The sequence below is a fragment of the Lactobacillus kefiranofaciens genome (assembly GCF_014656585.1).
In the GTDB taxonomy this organism is placed as follows: Bacteria; Bacillota; Bacilli; order Lactobacillales; family Lactobacillaceae; genus Lactobacillus; species Lactobacillus kefiranofaciens.
The window spans coordinates 1,208,428-1,228,867 of sequence record NZ_CP061341.1 but is presented as its reverse complement, the minus strand read 5'-3'; the positions used below and the strand labels follow the sequence as shown (position 1 = coordinate 1,228,867).

Sequence of the window (20,440 nt, the reverse complement as noted above, 5' to 3'; positions counted from 1 at the left end):
TAGGGAGAAAATATGCCTAATAACGAAGAATTAAAGAAAAAATATGATGCAGTTATCATCGGTTCTGGTGGTACTGGTTTAACTGCTGCATTGCAAGCACGTGAACTCGGTTTAAATGTAGTTGTTTTAGAGAAAAATGGTAAAACTGGTGGCAATACCAATCGAGCTTCTAGTGGGATGAACGCTTCAGAATCACTAGTTCAACTGAATGAAGGGATTATTGACAACAACCGCGATTTCTATGAAGAAACTTTAAAAGGTGGCGGTTTGTTAAATGACCGTGCCATGCTTAAGTATTTTGTGCGCCATTCAGCAATCGCCATTAGCTGGCTGATGAAATATGGCGTTCGGTTGACTGATTTAACTATTACTGGAGGGATGAGCAGAAAGAGAGCTCACCGTCCTGGCTCCATGGAACCAGTTGGCTTTTATTTGACTTCGCGTTTGACCACGCAAGTTAAAAAGCAAGGCGTTAATATTTTTACCAACGCTAGAGTAACTAAGCTTTTACAGGATAGTAAGGGCAAGGTTAATGGCGTGGTTGTAGACACCGATGACGGTGAGAAGACCATTAAGACTCAAGCGGTCTTATTAGCAACTGGTGGTTTTGGCGCTTCAAAAGAAATTATCAAGAAGTATCGACCGGATTTAGTTGACTACAAGACGACTAATCAACCAGGCGCTACTGGTGATGGCTTGAAATTGGCTAAAAACGTTGGAGCACAACTAATGCAAATGAACTTTATTCAGGTGCACCCAACCGCTAATACCGACAATCCTCACGTTTACTTAATTGGTGAAGGTCTGCGTGGTGAAGGTGCCATCTTGGTCAACAAGAGCGGCCAACGTTTTGTCAATGAATTAAGCACGCGAAAGATTGTATCTGATGCAATTACTTCATTACACGAAGATGGCGCATATTTGATCTTTGATTCTGGTGTACGTGGTCACTTCGCTGCGGTAGAATTTTATGATCATATTGGATTGGTTAGGCATGGCGATAATTTAGCTGATTTGGCTAAAGAAATTGGTGTTGATCCGGCAAACTTGGAGACAACTGTGGCTGACTGGAATAAGGCAATTGAGAGTCATAAGGATAAAGAGTTTGGTCGAACAACTGGGATGGATCGTGCCATTGATCGTGGTCCATACTATGCTATTCATATTCATCCAGCTATTCATTACACGATGGGTGGTATCCATATTAATACTGAAACCCAAGTCTTGGATACTAATGGTAATGTAATTAAAGGATTGTATGCGGCTGGTGAAGTTTCTGGTGGACTTCACGGTAATAACCGAATTGGTGGTAACTCAATTGCTGAAACAGTTATTTTCGGTCGTCAAGCCGGTATTCAAATGGCTAAGTTTGTTCGTGAAAACAAGTAGGATGCTGATGATCAAATAAATAGTGTCTAATGTAAGCGCTTAGTGTATAATGATCATGTAAATAAACAGTTAATAACTTTGAAAGGACTAATATAACTTATGAGTAGAAAAGTATTTCTTGTTGGTGATGGTGCTGTAGGTTCAACTTTTGCAAATGATTTATTGCAAAATGCTACTGTTGATGAATTAGCAATTTTTGATGTTGCTAAGGATCGTCCAGTTGGTGACTCAATGGATTTAGAAGATATTACTCCATTTATGGGTCAAACTGATATCCACCCAGCTGAATACAGCGATGCTAAGGATGCAGATGTATGTGTAATTACTGCTGGTGTGCCAAGAAAACCAGGTGAAACTAGATTAGACTTAGTTGCTAAGAATGTTAAAATCTTGAAGAACATTGTTCAACCAGTAGTTGAATCAGGCTTTAAGGGTGTCTTTGTTGTTTCAGCTAACCCAGTAGATATTTTAACCACCTTAACTCAGAAATTATCAGGCTTCCCTAAGAGTCGCGTAATTGGTACTGGTACTTCACTTGATTCAATGCGTTTACGGGTTGAACTTGCTAAGAGATTAAATGTGCCAGTTGCTAAGGTAAACTCCATGGTTTTGGGTGAACATGGTGATACTAGTTTTGAAAACTTTGACGAATCCATTGTTGATGGTAAGCCATTACGTGACTACTCAGAGATTAACGATGATGTTTTAAGTGAAATCGAAACTGACGTCCGTAAGAAGGGTGGCAAGATCATTGGCAACAAGGGTGCAACTTTCTATGGTGTTGCAATGATGCTTACTCAAATCGTGAGTGCTATTTTAGACAACCGTTCAATCTGCTTACCATTATCAGCTCCAATTAATGGCGAATATGGTATTAAGCATGATCTTTACTTAGGTACTCCAGCCGTAATTAATGGTCAAGGAATTGAACAAGTTATTGAAACTAAGATTTCTGATGCTGAACAAGCTAAAATGACCAACTCAGCTGATAAGATGCAAGAAGTCTTAGATGGAATTAAATTAGATTAATAAAAAGCTCCTCACCAAGCTAATTGATTAGGGGTTGGAATTAGGATTAGGTGATTTTTGATCACTTAATCTTTTTTCTTTTCTAATGGCTTATTCCGGCTGAACTTGGCTTATAATGATAATTAAGTATAGAAAATTTAGGATGGTTGAAGAATAAGTATGTCTCTGTTTAAAAAAGAAAGAAACAAAGCAATAGTTAACTTTATAGATATAGATAATGGATCTGCTCAACTAGCTAGCTCAGGCGAGTTGAATGGAGAAGCAGGGCAAAGGATTGTATATGATAGTCAAGCTCAAATTAATAGCTTAGAGCAGCAAGGATATGTATTAGAGAAAAATAATTTTAATCCAAATGGAGAAACGCCATTTTTTGGAAAGCAAACAGAATATGTAATTTCTTTTAAGCATCAGAAAATAGCAATTACTCATCCTGATGAGAAATCAGGTATTACGTCAGCTGATTTGAAGAAAGTTGGACAACAGATTGTGCACTATGATGGTGCTGCTAATCGAACACCACAAGATAGCGTTAATCAAGTTGTTTTTAGGCGGACAGTGCTAGTTGATCGAGTAACTGGACAAAAGAAGATGCAGCCTTGGCAGCCTGCTGAGCAAAATTTCTTGATGGTTTCTACACCTGAAATTCCCGGATATATTGCTCAACATGCTTATGTTGGCGGTGAAAGCGTTACGCCATTAGACTGCAACCGTAATTATGAGGTAACCTATGAGATTAATCATGCACCCTCAAGCAATCAGCAAAAAGTTGAAATTAAATGAGATTAAATATGTTGATCTAAGTAATGATAATGAAGAAATTACTACCGATACACTAGTAGGCGAGCCGAATGCCGTAGTTAATTATGATCCCCAGGAAACGGTTGCTAAGTTAAAGCAGCAAGGATATCTATTGATCAATAATGGTTATAATCCTAATCAAGAAATTCAATTTTTTAGTAATAATGACGATTATGTTCCTACTTTTATTATGACCATGAAGCGTTCGGTTGTTCTGGTTGATGCAGATCATCCTACCAAACTTATTCCTAAAAGAGAGTATGCTAAGCAGATTCAACTGATTGTTAGCTATAGTGGTGCTGGTGAGTTGACCCCACCTGACAATATTCAAACAATTAATTTAACTAGAAAACTTCAGATTAATGAAGCTAGTGGTGAGATTATTAAATCTAGTCCTTGGCAAGCTGACCAAGAAAAGTTTAATGATGTTCAGGTCCCATTAATTCCGGGCTTTCATGCCGATAAAAACAAGATTGCGGGGATGAAAAGCAAGATCTCTATCGAAAAAGTAGTGAAGTATCAAGCTAATGGTAGAATTATCCCAATTGATGCAGAAGGCAATGAAATTCCTAATGCCAAGCAACCAATTTATAAGACTGACGGATATGATCCTACCAAAGTAGAAGCTGGTATTATCTTGCCTGTAATTAAGGACTACAGTTGCGATTTAGTAACTATTACTCCAAAGGATCCCGCCAAAAATACTAAGGTAGTTTATCAACCAGTGAAACAAGATGATAATGTACTGGTAATTAAAGTAGGCCAGCAAAAGGCGAAAAAAATAATACAAAGAAGAAAGCAAAAGTTGAGCCTAAATCTCAACCTCAAACTAGAACAAAGTCTCAGAAAAAGCCGATCCAGATGGCAGTGGTCAATTTTATTGATTTGGATCAAAATGGTAGGCAGTTAACATCTTCTGGTATCTTGAAAGGTTATGCTGGCAGCAGCATTAACGCTTTATATAGTACTAAAATACCACTTAAAATTATTAAACAGGCAGGTTATCATATTGTCTTTAACAATTTTGACATCCCAGATACGGTGCAAAAATTTGGTGATCAGCCATCAATCGTCCAGATTTTTACCATTGGCCTAAGTCGAAAATAAACTAAAAGAGTGAATGAGTTTTCACTCTTTTTTGGTTGCAGAGCAAATCAAAACACTGTATGATTAAGATATTAATAAAAAATTAAAGAGATTAATAAAATCGAGGTAAAATATGACAGTTATTTCAGAGCAAGAATTAGCTGAATTTTCAGCTAATTTCAATTCTAATAAGAAGAATGAGGTGGCTTCTCGTGCCGCTCGTCGTAGTGGTCTGCTTGAAGCATCATTTAATGACCGTGTATCAGAACGCTTGAACCATGTATTTTCAACTGAGCTTGATATTGGTGGCGTTACTGATCAAAAGCATTCTGGACGTTGTTGGGAGTTTACTACGTTGAATGTTTTGCGTCATTATTTTGGTAAGGAGAACAAAGTTAAGAATTTCACTTTTTCACAAGCTTATAATTTCTTCTGGGACAAGATTGAACGTGCTAATGCTTTTTATGATGCGATTATTCGCTTAGCAGATCATCCTTTGACAGATCGTCATGTTCGAGCTTGGCTAGAATTTGCTGGTGAAGATGGTGGTCTTTGGACAATGGCTATTAATTTGGTTAAAAAGTATGGCGTAGTGCCTTCATATGCAATGCCAGAGAGTTTTAATACCAACAATACTACTGCTTTAGCTGAAAATCTTGCTCGCAAGGAACGAAAAGATGCTCTTGTTTTACGTAAATTGGTTAATGAAGGCAAGCAGGATGAAGCTGAAAAAACTAAGAAACAATTCTTAAATGAAGTTTACCGAATGGTAGCTGTAGCTCTGGGAGAACCACCTAAGAAATTTGATTTGGAATACCGTGATGATGATAAAAAATATCATTTAGAACGCGATTTAACGCCACAAGCTTTTGTACAAAAATACTTTAAAGATTTTAATTTTGACGATTATGTAGCTTTGTCTAATATTCCTAATCATGAATATAACAAGGTCTACCATTTGCCACTTTATGATAATGTCGCTGGTGGCGATCAAGTAAAATATTTAAATGTGCCAAGTGAATATCTAGCTCAAGCTGCTGTGGCTCAACTTAAGTCAGGTGAAGCAGTCAGCTTTGGTAACGATGTGTTAAAGCAAATGGAGAGAAAGACAGATTTTCTGGATACTGATTTGTATAAGACTGATCAGTTATTTGATGTTGATACGCAGATGAGCAAGGCAGATCGTTTGAATACTGGTGAAGGTTTTGCCACGCACGATATGACCTTAGTTGGTGTTGATGAAGATAATGGTCATATTCGTAAATGGAAGGTAGAAAATTCCTGGGGTGACAAGTTTGGTCACAAGGGCTTCTATGAAATGAGCCAGGCTTGGTTTGAACAATACGTCTATGATGTAATTGTAAAGAAAGAATTTTTACCAAAGGAATTACAAAAGTTGGTTGATCAACCAGCAATCGATGTAATGCCTTGGGATAATTTTGGTGAATAATAAATAACCTCTATATGAAGTTAAGGGATCTAGCAAAAAAGGCTAGATCCTTTTTTGTTGGAAAAATAAAACTTAAAATTATCAAAAATAGCCTATAAATTTAAATAATTTAAAATTTGTAACCGCTTAACGCCTTGATAAGTGTATAATATTAATTGTGAGTTGAAACAATTTTGAAGTTAAAAATTGTTTTAACAAAGTAGAGGATAACTGTCTTGAATCAAAAACAAGAAGGGGAGAAATATTCTATGCCTGTAGGAAAGAGAATCTATCTAGAGCGACAGATGCCTGATCCGCAAATTGTCGCGGGATTTAAGGGGATACCTGCGTCGAATACAGCTGATTGTATGGAACGTAACTGTGCAATGAATCCACGTATCAAGTTGATGTCTAATCCCGATGAAGAAATGGTGGGACCTGCATTTACTGTTCATACTAGAGCCGGTGATAATCTAGCTATTTATGCTGCATTAAGATATTGTCAGCCTGGGGATGTGATTGTGATTGACGATGAGGGCGATAATACCAGATCCTTAATTGGTGAAGTAATGATGTCATATTTGCGTGATCAAAAGAAGATCGCTGGAATTGTGATTGATGGCCCGATTCGTGACATTGATAATTTACAACATTGGAAGTTACCAATTTATGCAACGGGTACTACACCAGGTGGTCCATACAAGGAAGGGCCTGGTGAGTTGAATGTACCAGTCGCTTGTGGGAATGTGAGCGTTAATCCAGGCGATGTGATTTTAGGCGATCCGGATGGCATTATCTGTATTCCGCGTCAAGATGCACCGTCAATTTTGCCTAAGGCACAAGCCTTTCATCGACAAGATGATGCTAAAGCGATTGCTTTTAGCAAGGGTGAAGTTAATCTTAGTTGGGTTGATCATTCGTTGAAAGATAAAGGCTTTGATATTATTGACGATGTTTATCGGCCATAGGGAAGTAGGGGAAAACTTATGAAAGCTTTAGAGAAAGTAAATTATAAAGGCTTTATTTGGCCTTTGATTGTCGGAATTGTGCTGTGGTGCATTACACCATGGCGTCCTAGTGGTTTAACGCCGCAAGCTTGGCAAATGTTTGCCATCTTTGTTGCGACGATTGTGGGCTGTATTACTAAGCCATTACCAATTGGTGGTACAACCTTGACTGGGCTAGTAGTGACTGTCTTAGTTGGCTTGGCTCCAATGAAGGACGTGACTAATGCTAAGGGTATGGTAGTTAACCAAGGCGTGCTTAGTTCGTTTGGTAATTCTGCGGCTTGGCTAATTGCGATGGCCTTTATTATGGCTCACGGAATCAGTAAAACTGGTTTAGGTAATCGCATTGCTTATATTATGATTCAAAAATTTGGTAAGAAGTCATTAGGTATTGGCTATGCAATTACTGGTTTGGAATTAGTTTTAGGTGCTTTGATTCCGTCTAACTCTGCTCGTACTGGTGGGGTTGTTTGGCCTGTAGTTCAATCAGTATCTAAGGAAGGATATGATTCTAAGCCTGATGAGGCATCACGTAAAAAGATTGGTGCTTATATTGACTTTACAGCTTTTCATGCCAATATTTTGTCGACGGCTTTATTCATTACTGGTGCTGCGCCTAACATGGTTGCTCAACAATTAGCTGCTCAAAAAGGATATCAAATGTCTTGGGCCGGTTGGTTCTTTACTGCAATTGTGCCTGTAGCTGTGGGTGCAATTATCGTGCCTTGGGTAATTTATAAAATGTATCCACCAGAAATCAAGGAAACTCCTGATGCTAAGAAATGGGCTGATGCTAAATTGCAAGCAATGGGTCCAATGTCTGTACCAGAAAAGATTATGTCAGCTGTCTTTGCATTGTCTATTGTGCTTTGGGTTTTATCTGGTTTCTTCAAGATTCCACAATTAGATGCGACTTTTGTTGCCTTCTTAGCTGTCACTATTTTAATGGTAACTGGCGTTTTAACTATGCAAGATGCCTTGAAAGAAACCGGTGCTTGGAACATTTTGATTTGGCTTTCAATTCTGATGTTTATGGCTGGTAAATTGATTTCATACGGCTTCATTGATTGGTTCTCCAAACTTGTACAAAGTGATTTACGTGGTGTTAGCTGGGGCTTTGTATTAGCGATCTTGGTCTTGCTTTTATTCTATACTCACTACTTCTTTGCTAGTGGTACCGCTCATATGACTGCACTTTACTTGCCATTCTTGTCTGTTGCTGTTGCAACTGGGGCTCCTTTAGGTCTTTCTGCGATGCTGTTGGCCTTCACGGGTGCCTTCAACGCTTCAACTACTCATTATGCTAATGGCCCTGCTTCAATTTTGGCTACGACCGGTTATGTCAAGCAAGGCGAATGGTGGAAGATGAACTTTGTTTTAGGTTTGATCTATCTAGTTATCTTTGGTGTGATTGGTACTCTTTGGATGAAAGTAATCGGTGTTTGGTAAAAAATTAAGCAATCTGGAATTCCCGGATTGCTTTTTTGCATCATAATATTAATTGAGCCAAATAAATGAAAGAAGAGTAAAGATGAAATTCAAAACTAATGACGATGTGATTTTACATTATACTGATACTAGTGAAAAAGAAAAGCCTGTTTTACTGGGAATTCCAGGCATCGGTGGATCTATTCAGATGTGGCGAAATTTGATTGCTTTATTTAATGATAAGTATCGTTTTATTATGCTAGATCCACGTAATCAAGGTCAGTCTGAGAGAACCTATCGCGGACAGCGAATTAGCCGTCATGCCGTAGATTTAGAAGAATTAATGGTTAAACTTGATTTGCATGATGTTGTAGCAATTGGTAATTCCATGGGGGCAGCTAACCTTTGGGCATACTTATCAATTTATGGTAAAGGCAGATTAAAAGCGATGGTTGATTTGGATCAATCGCCTAAAATGATTGCAGACAAGAGTTGGAAGTATGGTTTTAAGGATTTGAATTGGAATAATTATCCGACGATGCTAAAGTTTGATTTTGGTAAAGCATTTTATCACCATATTGATGACCAGATTTTTCAAGCTGCTAAAAAGGAATACCAAGAATTTCCTTATGATCCCGCTGAAAATTATAATTGTTTAGTCGAACATGCAGAACAGAATTGGCGGGACATGATTATGGATATGCCAGTGCCGATGCTAATTATTGCGGGTGAAAAATCGCCATTCTTTAATCCAGAGTTTATTAAAGCAGTGAAGTTTTTAAACGAAGATATTAAGACAGCGATTATTCCAGAATGTGGACATTTGCCCCAAGCTGAGCAACCAGAGAAGACTTATCATATCATTACCGACTTTTTGAATAATTTAAAAAATTGATTCATAAATTGAAATAATTCAAATAATAGAGTAAACTATATTTATGAAAGCGATTACTCAAAAATAGTTAGGTGGCATGCTTATGGATCAAGTCGTTGATTTGTTTTTAAGTGACGCATCAACTCGAAAGAAATGGGAGGAATTATTAAGTTCACTTGGTTTGCATGACTTCAGCGAACGTGAAGTTGACGTAATTGACCATACAATCGGGCTAAAAGATGAAGAAGGCAATTTAGTTGGCACGGGTAGCGTGGCTGGCAATGTTTTAAAATATATCGGCGTAAAAAATGACGATATGGCCCAAGGTGCACGTTTTAATAAGGTTGTTTCAAGCTTAATGCAGTATCTAGTTAATGAACGAATTTTTCATTCATTTGTATTTACGAAGGCAAAATATGCGACAAGCTTTGAACATTTGCACTTTAATTTACTGGCCAAGACGGATACGGCTGCTTTTCTTGAGAATGGCATGCCGGATGTTACCGACTATGTTGCCGATTTACCTAAAGTTGAAGATCAAGCAACCAAGAAGGTTGCAGCCATAGTGATGAATGCTAATCCTTTTACCTTAGGACACCAATATTTGGTTAAATTGGCTAGTGAAGAGAATGATTTAGTTTACGTTTTCGTTGTCGCTAATGATGCTTCATTGTTTAGTTTTGATGAGCGTCTCGAATTGGTTAAAGCGGGCACTAAGGCATTTGCCAATGTGAAGGTTGTCTCAGGTGGAGACTATATGGTATCACCGGCAACTTTTCCAGCATATTTCTTAAAAACACCAGCCGATTTAATCAAAGTACAAACAGTAATCGATGCTGCTGTATTCAAAAATAAGATTGCCCCGGACTTAAACATTCACAAACGTTATTTAGGTCAAGAACCGTTTTCAAAAACCACCAACTTCTATAATGAAAGTCTAATAGATGAGCTTGGACCTGATATTGATGTAGTAGTTGTTAAACGCCTTCAAGAAAATCAAGAAATTGTCACTGCTACTAAGGTAAGACAATTAATCAAGGCAGATAAGTTAAAGGAAATCAGTAAATTCGTACCGCCAACAACGTATGAATTTGTTAAAAAAAACATGGATGAATTACAATCCAGAATTAAGAAAGGAATGAAAATTGATGGAAATTAAAACCACAGCCGTTGCTGGAACACTTGAAAGTTCTGATATTCAAATCATGATTTCTAAAGGTTCTAACGGCATTGAAATCGATTTGGAATCGGAAGTTGAAAAAGCATATGGTGATCAAATTAGAAAAGTAATTACTGATACTTTGAAGAGCTACGGACTTGAAAATGCTAAAGTTAAGGCAACTGATAAGGGTGCACTTGACTGTGTAATCAAGGCTCGTACTTTAGCTGCAGCACAACGTGCAACTGAAACGCAAGATAAGCCAGATTTGGAGGTGCTCTAATGACTTACGTTAAGAATCGTTTGCGTAGAACTATGATGTTTGTACCTGGCAACAATCCAGCCATGATCAAGGACGCTGGTATTTATGGTGCTGACTCAATCATGCTTGATTTGGAGGACTCAGTTTCATTAACCGAAAAGGATGCTGCCAGAATGCTTGTTTACGAAGCAATTAAGACAGTTGATTTTGGCGTTAGTGAGATTGTTGTCAGAGTTAATGGACAAGATACGCCATTTTATGACGAAGATGTTCGTGCGATGGTTAAAGCTGGTGTCGATGTTATTCGTTTGCCAAAGACTGAATCAGCAGCCATGATTCAAAAATTGGTTAAGGATATTGAACACTGGGAAGATGAATATGGCATTGAAAAAGGCTCAATCGGTGTAATGGCTGCTATTGAAAGTGCCAAGGGCGTTTTGAATGCACCAGAGATCGCTACTGCAACGCCATTAATGATGGGCTTAGCCGTATCAGGTGAAGATTACACTGCAGATATGCATACGCACCGTTATCCAGATGGTCGCGAATTGGAATTTGCTCGCAACATGGTTTTACAAGCTGCTCGTGCTGCTGATGTATATGCTTTTGACACTGTCTTCTCCAATATGAAGGATACTGAAGGCTTCTATCGTGAAACCAATTATATTCATGAATTGGGTTATGACGGTAAGAGTTTGGTAAATCCACGTCAAATTCAAATGGTTAATAAAGTCTTCAACCCATCCAAAGAAGATATTGAACAGGCCAAGAATGTTGAAAATGCTATTCGTGAAGCTAAAGCTAAGGGTTCAGGTGTTATTTCACTTAACGGTAAGATGGTTGATAAACCAGTCGTAGAAAAAGCAACCCGTGTCCTTGAAACTGCTAAGGCTTCTAACTTGATTGATGAAGAAGGTAACTACATTGGAGAATAAAGTTAAACGCGAATTACCAGACGATTTAATGAACAAAATGGGATTAAAGCCATTTGAAACTACAGAAATTGGTCATCCAGAAGTAAAACGTGTAGCTCCTAAAGTCAGAGTTACTACTGGTCAAAACAAGATTGTTGATTCACTTGATGAAGTAATCAAGAATAACTTGCAAGATGGTATGACAATTTCATTCCACCACCACTTTAGAAATGGTGACTTTGTCTTTAATTTAGTTATGGATAAGATTATTAAGATGGGCTACAAGGATTTGACTTTAGCTCCAAGTTCATTGACTGGTGTAATGAATGATAAAGTAATTGAAGCAATCAAGAAGGGTGTAATTACTAACATTACTTCTTCAGGGATGCGTGGCTCCTTAGGTGACTTCGTTTCTCATGGCGGCTTGAAGAATCCAGTTATTTTCCGTTCACACGGCAATCGTGCTCGGTCAATTGAAGATGGAGAAATCAAGATTGACGTTGCTTTCTTAGGCGTACCTGTATCAGACCCAGCCGGTAACGCTAATGGTCAAGATGGAGATGCTGTCTTTGGCTCATTAGGTTATGCTTTAATGGATGCACGATATGCTAATAAAGTGGTTTTGTTGACAGATAATATTGTTGACTATCCAAATACTCCTGCATCAATTAAGCAGGATCAAGTTGATTATGTAGTTAAAGTCGATAAGGTAGGAGATCCTGATAAGATTGGTTCAGGTGCTACTCGTTTCACGAAAGACCCTAAGGAATTGAAGATTGCTCAAATGGTTAACCAAGTAATCGTTAACTCACCATATTACAAGCAAGGCTTTAGTTTCCAAACTGGTTCAGGTGGTGCCGCATTGGCTGTAACCCGTTATCTTCGTCAAAGCATGATCAAGGACGGCATCACTGCTTCATTTGCCTTAGGTGGTATCACTAAGCCAACTACTGATTTACTTGAAGAAGGCTTAGTCAGAAAAGTAATGGATGTTCAGGACTTTGACAAGGGTGCTGCACAATCGATGGCTAATAATAAGAATCAACAAGAAATTGATGCTTCTTGGTACGCTGATCCACATAACAAGGGTGCCGTAGTAAATAACCTTGATGTTTCTATTTTATCAGCTTTGCAAATTGATACTGATTTTAATGTTAATGTAATGACTGGTTCTGATGGCGTAATTCGTGGCGCTGTAGGTGGTCACCAAGACGCAGCAGCTGGTGCTAAGATGACGATTATTACTGCTCCACTTGTTCGTGGCAGAAATGCAACTGTTGTACCTAGTGTTGAAACGATTGTTACCCCAGGTTCATCAATCGATGTTTTGGTAACTGAGCGTGGTATTGCAATTAATCCAGCTCGTCAAGACCTGATTAAGGCATTTAAGAATGTTCCAGGACTTAATATTTTGGACATTAAAGACTTGCAGAAGATGGCAGAAAAGCAAGTTGGTGCACCAAAGCCACTTGAATATACTGATAGAACTGTTGCTTTAGTTGAATACCGTGATGGTACAATTATTGATGCAATTAAAGAAGTTAAAGACTAGAGAATAAAAATAATAAAAAGAGTTGACAGTCTATGCAAAAATAGGATTGGTCAACTCTTTTTTATTTTTGAAGAACAAAACAGTCTACCGGTTTTAGGGTAGACTGTTTGCGTATACATCTATTGTCCTGAGTAACTATAGTATGACAGCTCTATTTAAAAAATTCACTTATTTTGTCTTGAAGTTTATTTTTTGATAAAGTAAGTAAATACTGTACGCAATTAGAATAATGGGGGATATAAATGGAAAGTTGGTTGTTTTTAGCATTAGTCTTAGCAGTGGCCGTAATTGGTAAAAATATGTCGCTAATCATTGCCACAGGAGTAGTTATGCTTTTTAAGCTATTACCATTTACCAGTAAGTGGCTGCCTACGATTCAAGCAAAAGGAATTAATTGGGGAGTAACCGTGATCTCGGTGGCAATTTTAATTCCAATTGCTACTGGACAGATTGGTTTTAAAGATTTGGTTAAAACTTTTAAATCACCAGCTGGATGGATTGCAATTATTGCTGGTATTGCAGTAGCTATTTTATCGAGATATGGTGTTGACCAGTTGGCGGCTGTTCCGCAAGTTACAGTGGCTTTAGTATTAGGTATTATCATTGGTGTGGTAGTATTTAAGGGGGGGTGCAGCTGGCCCTGTAATTGCTAGTGGGATGACTTACCTAGTAATCACTTTGTTTAATTTGCATTTTTAGATGCTATAATTTAAAAAAGAGGTGAGTGCAATGACAATAATTGTACATGAGAATATGACGCAACGACTTGATGATTATTTAGAACGTCGTTTACGCAATTATGAAGTCATTACGCCGCCGATTCCTAAGAGACCTAAGATTATTACGATAGACAATAAGAAAGATAAGCATCGTAAAAAGAACGCTAATTAACGAGGTAAAATAATGAATAAAAAAGAACGAACAGAACAACTAAATATGAAAATTGGCGCTTATGTAGCTACTGAAACTAAAACTATTTGGGTAGACGAACATACTATGCAAATTGCAACTATCATGATTGATGCATATGGCGATACTGTGTATGTTTGGGCAGAAGACCATGGTGATTATTGGCGAATTACTGATGGCGGACGAATTTTGTTCAAACTTGATCCTAAGGCTGAGGACAAGGAATTAAACGAGACAGCACAGGATATCGCATATGGTTCAGGCTATGAATTTGATCCGGAACATTATGAGATCTATGTAGATGTTGCTCAAGAAAATGTAGCGCAAGTTATCATGAAATTGGCTCAGTTAGAAGTAGCAATTTCATATTTAGGCTAAAAAAAGCTGCCATTTTTTGGCGGCTTTTTCATTTAGTCTTAAAATGATTAACGTGCTGCATAAAGATAAAAAATGCAGACACTATATTAACAATTACAGCAGGCAAAGCTAAGACGGCAGTGAAGCCGTATAGTGCATTGCCAACTACGCCCAGGATCGGTCCGACTAGCGAGATCTGCAAGTTATGGGATTGAACTACAGCGATGGCATTAATAATTACGCCAATCCAGGCAAATAGATAAAAGAACATTGCTACCCTAGTAGTAAAATCGGCACCAAAGATTGCAAACCATGATGCAATGAAGAGTAAGCAATTAATTAAATTGATCGCCCCAATCCAGATGTCGTATTTAGATTTTTTCATTTTTCCCTCCAATAAAATTATGCCATATTTTGTAAAACACGGTTAGCGATGACATCATTTGTCACTAGATGAGTTAATGTTCCAGTTCTTAAAGCACCAAGTAATGCGGTTGCTTTAAATTGATCTCGAACAACGCAAAAGCGAATCGGCGTTTTCATAATATCAGTAATAGAAACACCACAGATATGCTTTTCAAAATTCTGGAAAAAGTGACCGTCGATATCATAAGGTCGGCCCATGATTGTACCTGCAACTTTTTCTTCGGGGATATCTTTAAACAATATAGGTACATAATTTCTGTCTAAGAACTGATTAACTTTGATTGACTGCATGGTGCCAATCCCTGTGAAGAGTAGATCTAAATTATGATAGCAGGTCTCAATCACTTCAAAATAAGGCTCGCGTTTTAATTCCATAATCAAGTCAGAATTGAGCATATAAAGAGGCGCTGGTAAAGACAGACTTTGTACGTGCAATTTTTCTGCTGCTTTTTGAGCTAATGGATTCTTGCGACGGTTAGCATTAATTGCCTGTCCTAATAATTGAACGAAATAAAGCTGATTTAAGTTTTTTTCGTCAAAGTCATTAATAATGCCACGCATCGTGGAACCCCAACTGATGCCGATTGTTTTAGCATTTTTTAAATAAGTTTCAATCTGTTTAGCAGCGAAGTTAACGATGGCTTCTGCATCCTCATCTTTATTTTCAGAACTTTGCAAAATGAATGCTTCTTTAAGATTGAACTTTTTTTGAAATTCTCGTTCTAGTTGTTGGTTACGCTTAATGCGATGAGTGATTTGAATTTTTACAATTCCACGGTTCTCTGCATCTTCTAATGCTTTAGCAATTAGATAGCGTGAAAGATCATATTTCTGTGAAATTTCTGCAATATTTAGCTTGCTTAAATAAAAGTCATGTGCAATTCCAGCAAGTTCTTGATCAGTTAATTGTGCCAATTTTTATCCATCCTTTATCACTTTTTAATTGATATGTTAATTATAAATTTAAAATAGTCAAATGGCGTATAAAATTTTGAAAAAGTATCAATAAATTGCCTCCTCCAAAATGTGTTAAAATAGAGAAGTTAATTTTTGCTAAATTTTAAAATTGTGAGGGAAAGTAAACATTACTGATGAAAGAAAAGGAACGAGAATACCATTTATCGAAAAAACATCATATGAAAATTCTATGGGAAGAATTTTTTAAGAGTGATGATGATACCATGGCTCAAGATGCCACTCTGGTTGATAAAGCATCGATCGTTGGTCGTGTCGGGATTATGCTTTTGAGTTGCGGTACTGGTGCTTGGCGTGTGCGAGATTCAATGGATACAATTGCTCGAACATTGGGAATTACTTGCTCGGCTGATATTGGTCTAGTTTCAATAGAATATACTTGCTTTGATGTAGATAATGAATCTTATTCACAGACATTGTCACTCCCATCCACGGGTGTGAATATGACCAAATTAAATGCGATGGAAAAATTTGTCCGTCAATTGGAAGCAGGCCATGGTAAATGGACGATTGGGCAGATTCATAAGCGACTACGTGAGATTGAGAGCCAAAAATCAGCATATTCTTCATTAATTGCTGGTTTAAGTTCTGGATTAGCCTGTGCAGGCTTTATATTCTTGTTAGGTGGAGGCTGGCCGGAAGTTATCTGTGCTTTCTTTGGCGCAGGTGCAGGCAACTTTGTCCGTGCAGGTATGGGAAAGAAAAAGATGACTTTGGTGTCAAAGATTGCTGTAGCAGTTGCAGTTGCTTGTGCAGTTTACTTTTTGTGTTTCCACTTGGGGTTACTGCTATTTCACTATGATTATCATCATGCATATGGCTATATCGGTGCAATGCTGTTTGTGATTCCAGGTTTTCCATTTATTACATCTGGTCTGGACATGTCAAAGTTAGATATGCGTTCAGGTTTGGAACGCCTGACTTATGCCGTTTTGATCATCATTATTGCTACAATGGTTGGTTGGGGCGTTGCCACTATTTTGAACTTGCATCCCGGATCAATGCCTAAGTTAAATATAAATTCAGGTATGCTCACGTTTTTAAGATTAATTGCCAGTTTCTGTGGGGTATTTGGCTTCTCAATTATGTTTAATAGTCGTCCAGATATGGCTGCTACAGCCGCAATTATGGGCGCTATGGCGAATACTTTGCGGCTAAGTCTGTTTGACTATGGTCATATGGCTCCTGCCTTAGCTGCTTTTATTGGTGCGTTAATGGCAGGTCTACTTGCAAGTATCGTTAGAAAAAAGGTTGGTTTTCCAAGAATTGCAATTACTGTTCCTTCAATTGTTATTATGGTGCCAGGTCTGTATATGTATCGTGCCGTATTTAATTTTGGGGTGACGAATATTAATATTGGTGCTTACTGGATTACTGAAGCATTGATGATTGTGATTGCCTTGCCATTAGGGTTGCTAGCTGCTCGTATCTTGACAGACAAGAAGTGGAGACATGCAGATTAAATGAAAAAGAGACGAAATTTAAGTTTCGTCTCTTTTTTTGTGATTTTGAATTAGTTTTTATGCTTTTTTCTATCAATTGCTAAGCTAATTAAGCCACCTAATGCAACTAAGCTTAGACCAAGAATGTCTAATTTCGCTTTATTTTCTCCGGTTTGCGGAAGGGTATTATAGCCTTGGTTTTTACTTTGAATGCTTACGTTAGATAAGTTATTCCCTTTAGGTTCAGTATTATTGAATGAACTGCTCTTAGGAATATTGCTATGACGATAATCATGTTGACGTTCATTACGTTTATGATACTTGCCATTTTCACCCCATGGATTATTATTATTGCTCCAATTATGTGATTGTTTACCAGTTTTCTTAACTATTTGTTTAGGATGACGAGTAGAAGTCTTGTGTTTAGTGGGTTGGGTAGGCTCAATAGGCTCAGTGGGCTGAGCTGGTTTAGTCGATTAACTGGTTGAGTAGGTACTGTTGGCTGAGGCTTTGATGGATTAGGACTAGGCTGTGGCGTTGGGATAGGACTAATTACATCGTAAGGTACTTGAACATCAATTTTAGCGTTAGCTGGCAAAGCCGAGATTTCATTATTGTTGAATGTAATTTCATTATTGTTGAATGTAATCAGTTGAATCTTGCCATTTTTTCCTTTGACAATCAGCAATTCTTCAGTCTCATGTTTGTCAGAAGTATCTGTAATAATAAACTTACCCTCGGGATTTAATTTATAATGATCATCTAAATTTTGTGGCAGTTTACCAAATGGAATTGCTTTAAATGCCAGCTCGATATTGCTATTGTCTTTAGCCGAATCTAAAATCCAATTGCTTTCAGTTGACTTGTGAGTTACTAGGTCAGTTTTTATATTTCTGACAAAATTCAGTTCGTAGTCTAGTGGCCGATAAGTAGCAGGAACTTTTTAACCTTGCTTGGGACCATTCTCATAGTAGTAAGAGATATGCTCTTTGACACTAGCAATCTTTTTTTCATTCTTAACGTTATGTATAAAGTGTAAAACAAAAGTTTGATCTACATTTTCGTTATTATCGAATTTGCCATATGAGATATTGGAATATTTTTTATTTGTAGTAGAGCCTTTACCAGTAACGCCATTGAATATGTAATGGTTATTTGTCAAAAAGCTTACAACTGAGTCTGCATTTTTAAAGGAGATATCTTGTTGAGTAGAATTATTGTCTTGCTTTTGGTAATTGTCATCGATCTTTGTTTTTTGTGAGTGTTGGCTTAAATAAGTATCTAGAGGTTCATTATCCGTGTCATCGTAGAAAGTAACATGAGCGGCTTCTGTTACATAATATGGAATAGTGATGACATATTTGTCCTCATTTTGTGCTGAAGCAGTATTAATAACCAGTTGATGATCAGAGTTTAAATTAAAGTGTTGATCATTCTTAGTAACGATCATTTGCCCGAAATCAGCTGTATATTTTTTAGCAGCTTGTTTTGAAGCATTAGGTTTAATGATAATCTTATTATTTGAAATATCTTTCCAAGTTTTTCCGTTATCTTCGCTATACTTAGTCCAAGTTTTTCCGTTATCTTTTGATAAGAATTTAATTGTAGCAGTAGTCGAATCAAAAGGACTATTTGATAATCTACTACCATTTTTATAAACGTGATTAATTTGATAATTAATAAATTTGGTTTGTTGATCAATATTACTGTCCGATTCACCACTTATTTTATTAGTCCAGCTTGTAGTTTGGTGGTCAATTTGTTCACCAGTTCCATTTAAAGTGTGAGTATATGCAATAGTAGTACTGTCATTAGGAATTGCAGTAGCATTGCCTAAAAAGGTATCTAGTTGAATAAAGTAAGCGTGTTTACCATAGTTATTATTACCGTTTATTTTAAATGGCCCTTTTTGTGAAACTTTAAATCCATTGGGGTCTTTTTTAGTAGTCGAATCAACATATGTTAAATTTGTTTTTAATAGATTTTCGAATTCTGGTTTTTGATTTTGTCCAGTTGCAATCTGATTATAGTAAGTAGAATTTTGAGTTTGGTCTTGTGGATCGTGATAGTAATCAGCTACTCCATGACGATAGCCATTGTTATCAACTGCCATACCAGTCGGGACCTCAAATACCTTAATAGAAGATGGAATTAAAATTTGACCGGAACTAAAAGAAGTACCAAAAGTGGCATTTATTAATGAATAAAGGTTAGTATTGTTTTTTTGACTACCATAATTGAAGTAAATTCCCCATTGAAGAATTTTGCTATTTTCGTTTAATTTAAAATCCTTAATATCAGCTGTTGAAAAGTTGCTTTTTTCGGCATAGCTACCGTTAACACTATTGAAGGTTTTTACGCCCATTAGGAAGCCTTTTAAAATTTCTCTCTTTGAAACTTTTTCTTGATAAGGCTTTAGATCGGCGGTGAAGGCAGTATATGAAGTATCGTTGACTTTAATAGCAAATTTTTGATCATTAGTATCACGTTTAATAAAATCTGAATTACCTTGAACAGGAAGAGTAAGTTTTAAATCTTGAGGTTGTCTCATAGTTGGAGAAGACCATTTAGCCACAATTGAACTGCCATTTTGTTTATCTTCGCTAGGAACGATGGTCCAAGTTGATTTCTTGTCGTTTTTATCAGGAATTATTTGCTTTTGATAAGGAATTTTAAAATCTTTGTTTTTTCCAGCATTTGGCAAATTAATAGTTAAGGAACTGTTATTATCTAATTTTGGATTAGTAACTTTAATAGTAATATTTACTGTATCTTGACCTGCCATTAAGGATACATTTTTTTGTTTATCTATGGGAGTAGTATTATTTCCGTCTTTATCTGTTTTGTTTGCAGTAACCTTGATTGTTTCATTAGCAACTGTTTTTCTTTCAAAGAAAGCAGAATAAGGGTGGTTACTCTTTTTTACATCAAGGGAAGTTTCTTTATCATTATCATTTAAAGTACTATCAGTTATTGAAGCTTTTAAAGTATTATTGGTTGCTGGAGCTTTATCATTTGATTTAAGGGTAGTGTCCGTCTGTTTATTAAAGTCTGCGGATGCCGGGTTAGAAACCTCATCTGCTTTGGGGTGTTGTGACTTAGCTTTGGTCTTCACTTGAGAGACTGATTCAGGATTATTTTGTGTATCAGCTTGCACTAATTGACCATTTTCTAAGAAAAAGGCGGTTCCTAGTGTCACTGCAGCTAGGCCAACAGTTAATTTTCTAAAGCCAAATTTGGGTTTACCATTAAATTTATTATTAAAAATTAAATCATTTTTATGTTTCATATCTAGACCTCGTATTATTGGAAATTTAAAAGAATGATCTTTCTTAAGTCATTCTTACACTAGCACAAATAAATAACGATATTCATAAAAATTATGAATTAATTTAAAGTTTTTT

General features: G+C 36.9%; 20 protein-coding genes and 1 pseudogene. 17 read left to right on the top strand and 4 right to left on the bottom strand.

Annotated elements, in window-relative coordinates:
* The first annotated feature begins 12 nt into the window (after window positions 1-12).
* The 16 genes and pseudogenes from ICI50_RS06100 to ICI50_RS06025 all read left to right on the top strand — a co-directional run bounded on the left by ICI50_RS06100 (window position 13) and on the right by ICI50_RS06025 (window position 14,214).
* Window positions 13-1,389 carry a flavocytochrome c gene (locus ICI50_RS06100; protein WP_054640106.1) on the top strand — a complete coding sequence of 459 codons (1,377 nt, stop codon included), beginning with the start codon at window positions 13-15 and terminating at the stop codon, window positions 1,387-1,389.
* 99 nt (window positions 1,390-1,488) lie between these two features.
* Window positions 1,489-2,418, top strand: coding sequence for an L-lactate dehydrogenase (locus tag ICI50_RS06095; RefSeq protein WP_188891329.1), 930 nt, complete (start codon window positions 1,489-1,491; stop codon window positions 2,416-2,418).
* Window positions 2,419-2,577: 159 nt separating this feature from the next.
* Window positions 2,578-3,198 (top strand): mucin-binding protein, encoded by a 621-nt coding sequence (locus ICI50_RS06090; RefSeq protein WP_013854242.1) that lies wholly within the window; start codon window positions 2,578-2,580, stop codon window positions 3,196-3,198.
* On the top strand, window positions 3,146-4,126 hold the full coding sequence (locus tag ICI50_RS06085) for a mucin-binding protein (RefSeq protein WP_188891327.1): 981 nt from the start codon (window positions 3,146-3,148) through the stop codon (window positions 4,124-4,126). Before ICI50_RS06090 ends, ICI50_RS06085 begins: the two co-directional genes overlap by 53 nt.
* Window positions 4,078-4,323: a mucin-binding protein gene (locus tag ICI50_RS06080; RefSeq protein WP_188891325.1), complete on the top strand. Its 246-nt coding sequence runs from the start codon at window positions 4,078-4,080 to the stop codon at window positions 4,321-4,323. Before ICI50_RS06085 ends, ICI50_RS06080 begins: the two co-directional genes overlap by 49 nt.
* Before the next feature lie 112 nt (window positions 4,324-4,435).
* The gene (locus tag ICI50_RS06075) at window positions 4,436-5,752 is read left to right on the top strand and encodes a C1 family peptidase (protein WP_188891323.1); all 1,317 of its coding nucleotides are present in this window, start codon (window positions 4,436-4,438) and stop codon (window positions 5,750-5,752) included.
* A 248-nt stretch (window positions 5,753-6,000) separates the two neighbouring features.
* Complete coding sequence (locus ICI50_RS06070) at window positions 6,001-6,699, top strand: RraA family protein (RefSeq protein ID WP_188891321.1); 699 nt, start codon at window positions 6,001-6,003, stop codon at window positions 6,697-6,699.
* Between the two features lie 18 nt (window positions 6,700-6,717).
* Entirely contained in the window at window positions 6,718-8,187 is a 1,470-nt protein-coding gene (locus ICI50_RS06065; protein ID WP_056941313.1) for a DASS family sodium-coupled anion symporter, read from the top strand.
* Between the two features lie 82 nt (window positions 8,188-8,269).
* Window positions 8,270-9,061 (top strand): alpha/beta fold hydrolase, encoded by a 792-nt coding sequence (locus ICI50_RS06060; protein ID WP_013854237.1) that lies wholly within the window; start codon window positions 8,270-8,272, stop codon window positions 9,059-9,061.
* Window positions 9,062-9,143: 82 nt separating this feature from the next.
* On the top strand, window positions 9,144-10,199 hold the full coding sequence (gene citC, locus ICI50_RS06055; protein ID WP_054640101.1) for a [citrate (pro-3S)-lyase] ligase: 1,056 nt from the start codon (window positions 9,144-9,146) through the stop codon (window positions 10,197-10,199).
* Window positions 10,189-10,482: a citrate lyase acyl carrier protein gene (gene citD, locus ICI50_RS06050; RefSeq protein ID WP_013854235.1), complete on the top strand. Its 294-nt coding sequence runs from the start codon at window positions 10,189-10,191 to the stop codon at window positions 10,480-10,482. Before citC ends, citD begins: the two co-directional genes overlap by 11 nt.
* Window positions 10,482-11,396: an aldolase/citrate lyase family protein gene (locus tag ICI50_RS06045; RefSeq protein WP_013854234.1), complete on the top strand. Its 915-nt coding sequence runs from the start codon at window positions 10,482-10,484 to the stop codon at window positions 11,394-11,396. Before citD ends, ICI50_RS06045 begins: the two co-directional genes overlap by 1 nt.
* A complete protein-coding gene (gene citF / locus ICI50_RS06040) occupies window positions 11,386-12,927 on the top strand; it encodes a citrate lyase subunit alpha (protein ID WP_013854233.1) in 1,542 nt (513 codons plus the stop codon). Before ICI50_RS06045 ends, citF begins: the two co-directional genes overlap by 11 nt.
* Before the next feature lie 242 nt (window positions 12,928-13,169).
* Window positions 13,170-13,626: pseudogene (locus tag ICI50_RS06035) on the top strand (DUF441 domain-containing protein).
* A gap of 30 nt (window positions 13,627-13,656) precedes the next feature.
* Complete coding sequence (locus ICI50_RS06030) at window positions 13,657-13,818, top strand: hypothetical protein (RefSeq protein WP_013854231.1); 162 nt, start codon at window positions 13,657-13,659, stop codon at window positions 13,816-13,818.
* Between the two features lie 12 nt (window positions 13,819-13,830).
* Window positions 13,831-14,214, top strand: a complete 384-nt coding sequence (locus ICI50_RS06025; protein WP_013854230.1) for a DUF1828 domain-containing protein — start codon at window positions 13,831-13,833, stop codon at window positions 14,212-14,214.
* A 28-nt stretch (window positions 14,215-14,242) separates the two neighbouring features.
* On the opposite strand, the gene ICI50_RS06020 is transcribed toward ICI50_RS06025, so the two are convergent.
* A complete protein-coding gene (locus tag ICI50_RS06020) occupies window positions 14,243-14,578 on the bottom strand; it encodes a transporter (protein ID WP_013854229.1) in 336 nt (111 codons plus the stop codon).
* A gap of 17 nt (window positions 14,579-14,595) precedes the next feature.
* Window positions 14,596-15,534 (bottom strand): sugar-binding transcriptional regulator, encoded by a 939-nt coding sequence (locus ICI50_RS06015; RefSeq protein ID WP_013854228.1) that lies wholly within the window; start codon window positions 15,532-15,534, stop codon window positions 14,596-14,598.
* 176 nt (window positions 15,535-15,710) lie between these two features.
* On the opposite strand from ICI50_RS06015, the gene ICI50_RS06010 reads away from it, so the two are divergent.
* On the top strand, window positions 15,711-17,057 hold the full coding sequence (locus ICI50_RS06010; protein WP_013854227.1) for a threonine/serine exporter family protein: 1,347 nt from the start codon (window positions 15,711-15,713) through the stop codon (window positions 17,055-17,057).
* A gap of 50 nt (window positions 17,058-17,107) precedes the next feature.
* On the opposite strand, the gene ICI50_RS11055 is transcribed toward ICI50_RS06010, so the two are convergent.
* Window positions 17,108-17,248, bottom strand: coding sequence for a hypothetical protein (locus ICI50_RS11055; protein ID WP_226908608.1), 141 nt, complete (start codon window positions 17,246-17,248; stop codon window positions 17,108-17,110).
* Window positions 17,249-17,979: 731 nt separating this feature from the next.
* Entirely contained in the window at window positions 17,980-20,325 is a 2,346-nt protein-coding gene (locus tag ICI50_RS06000) for a YSIRK-type signal peptide-containing protein (RefSeq protein WP_056941315.1), read from the bottom strand.
* Window positions 20,326-20,440: the final 115 nt, after the last annotated feature.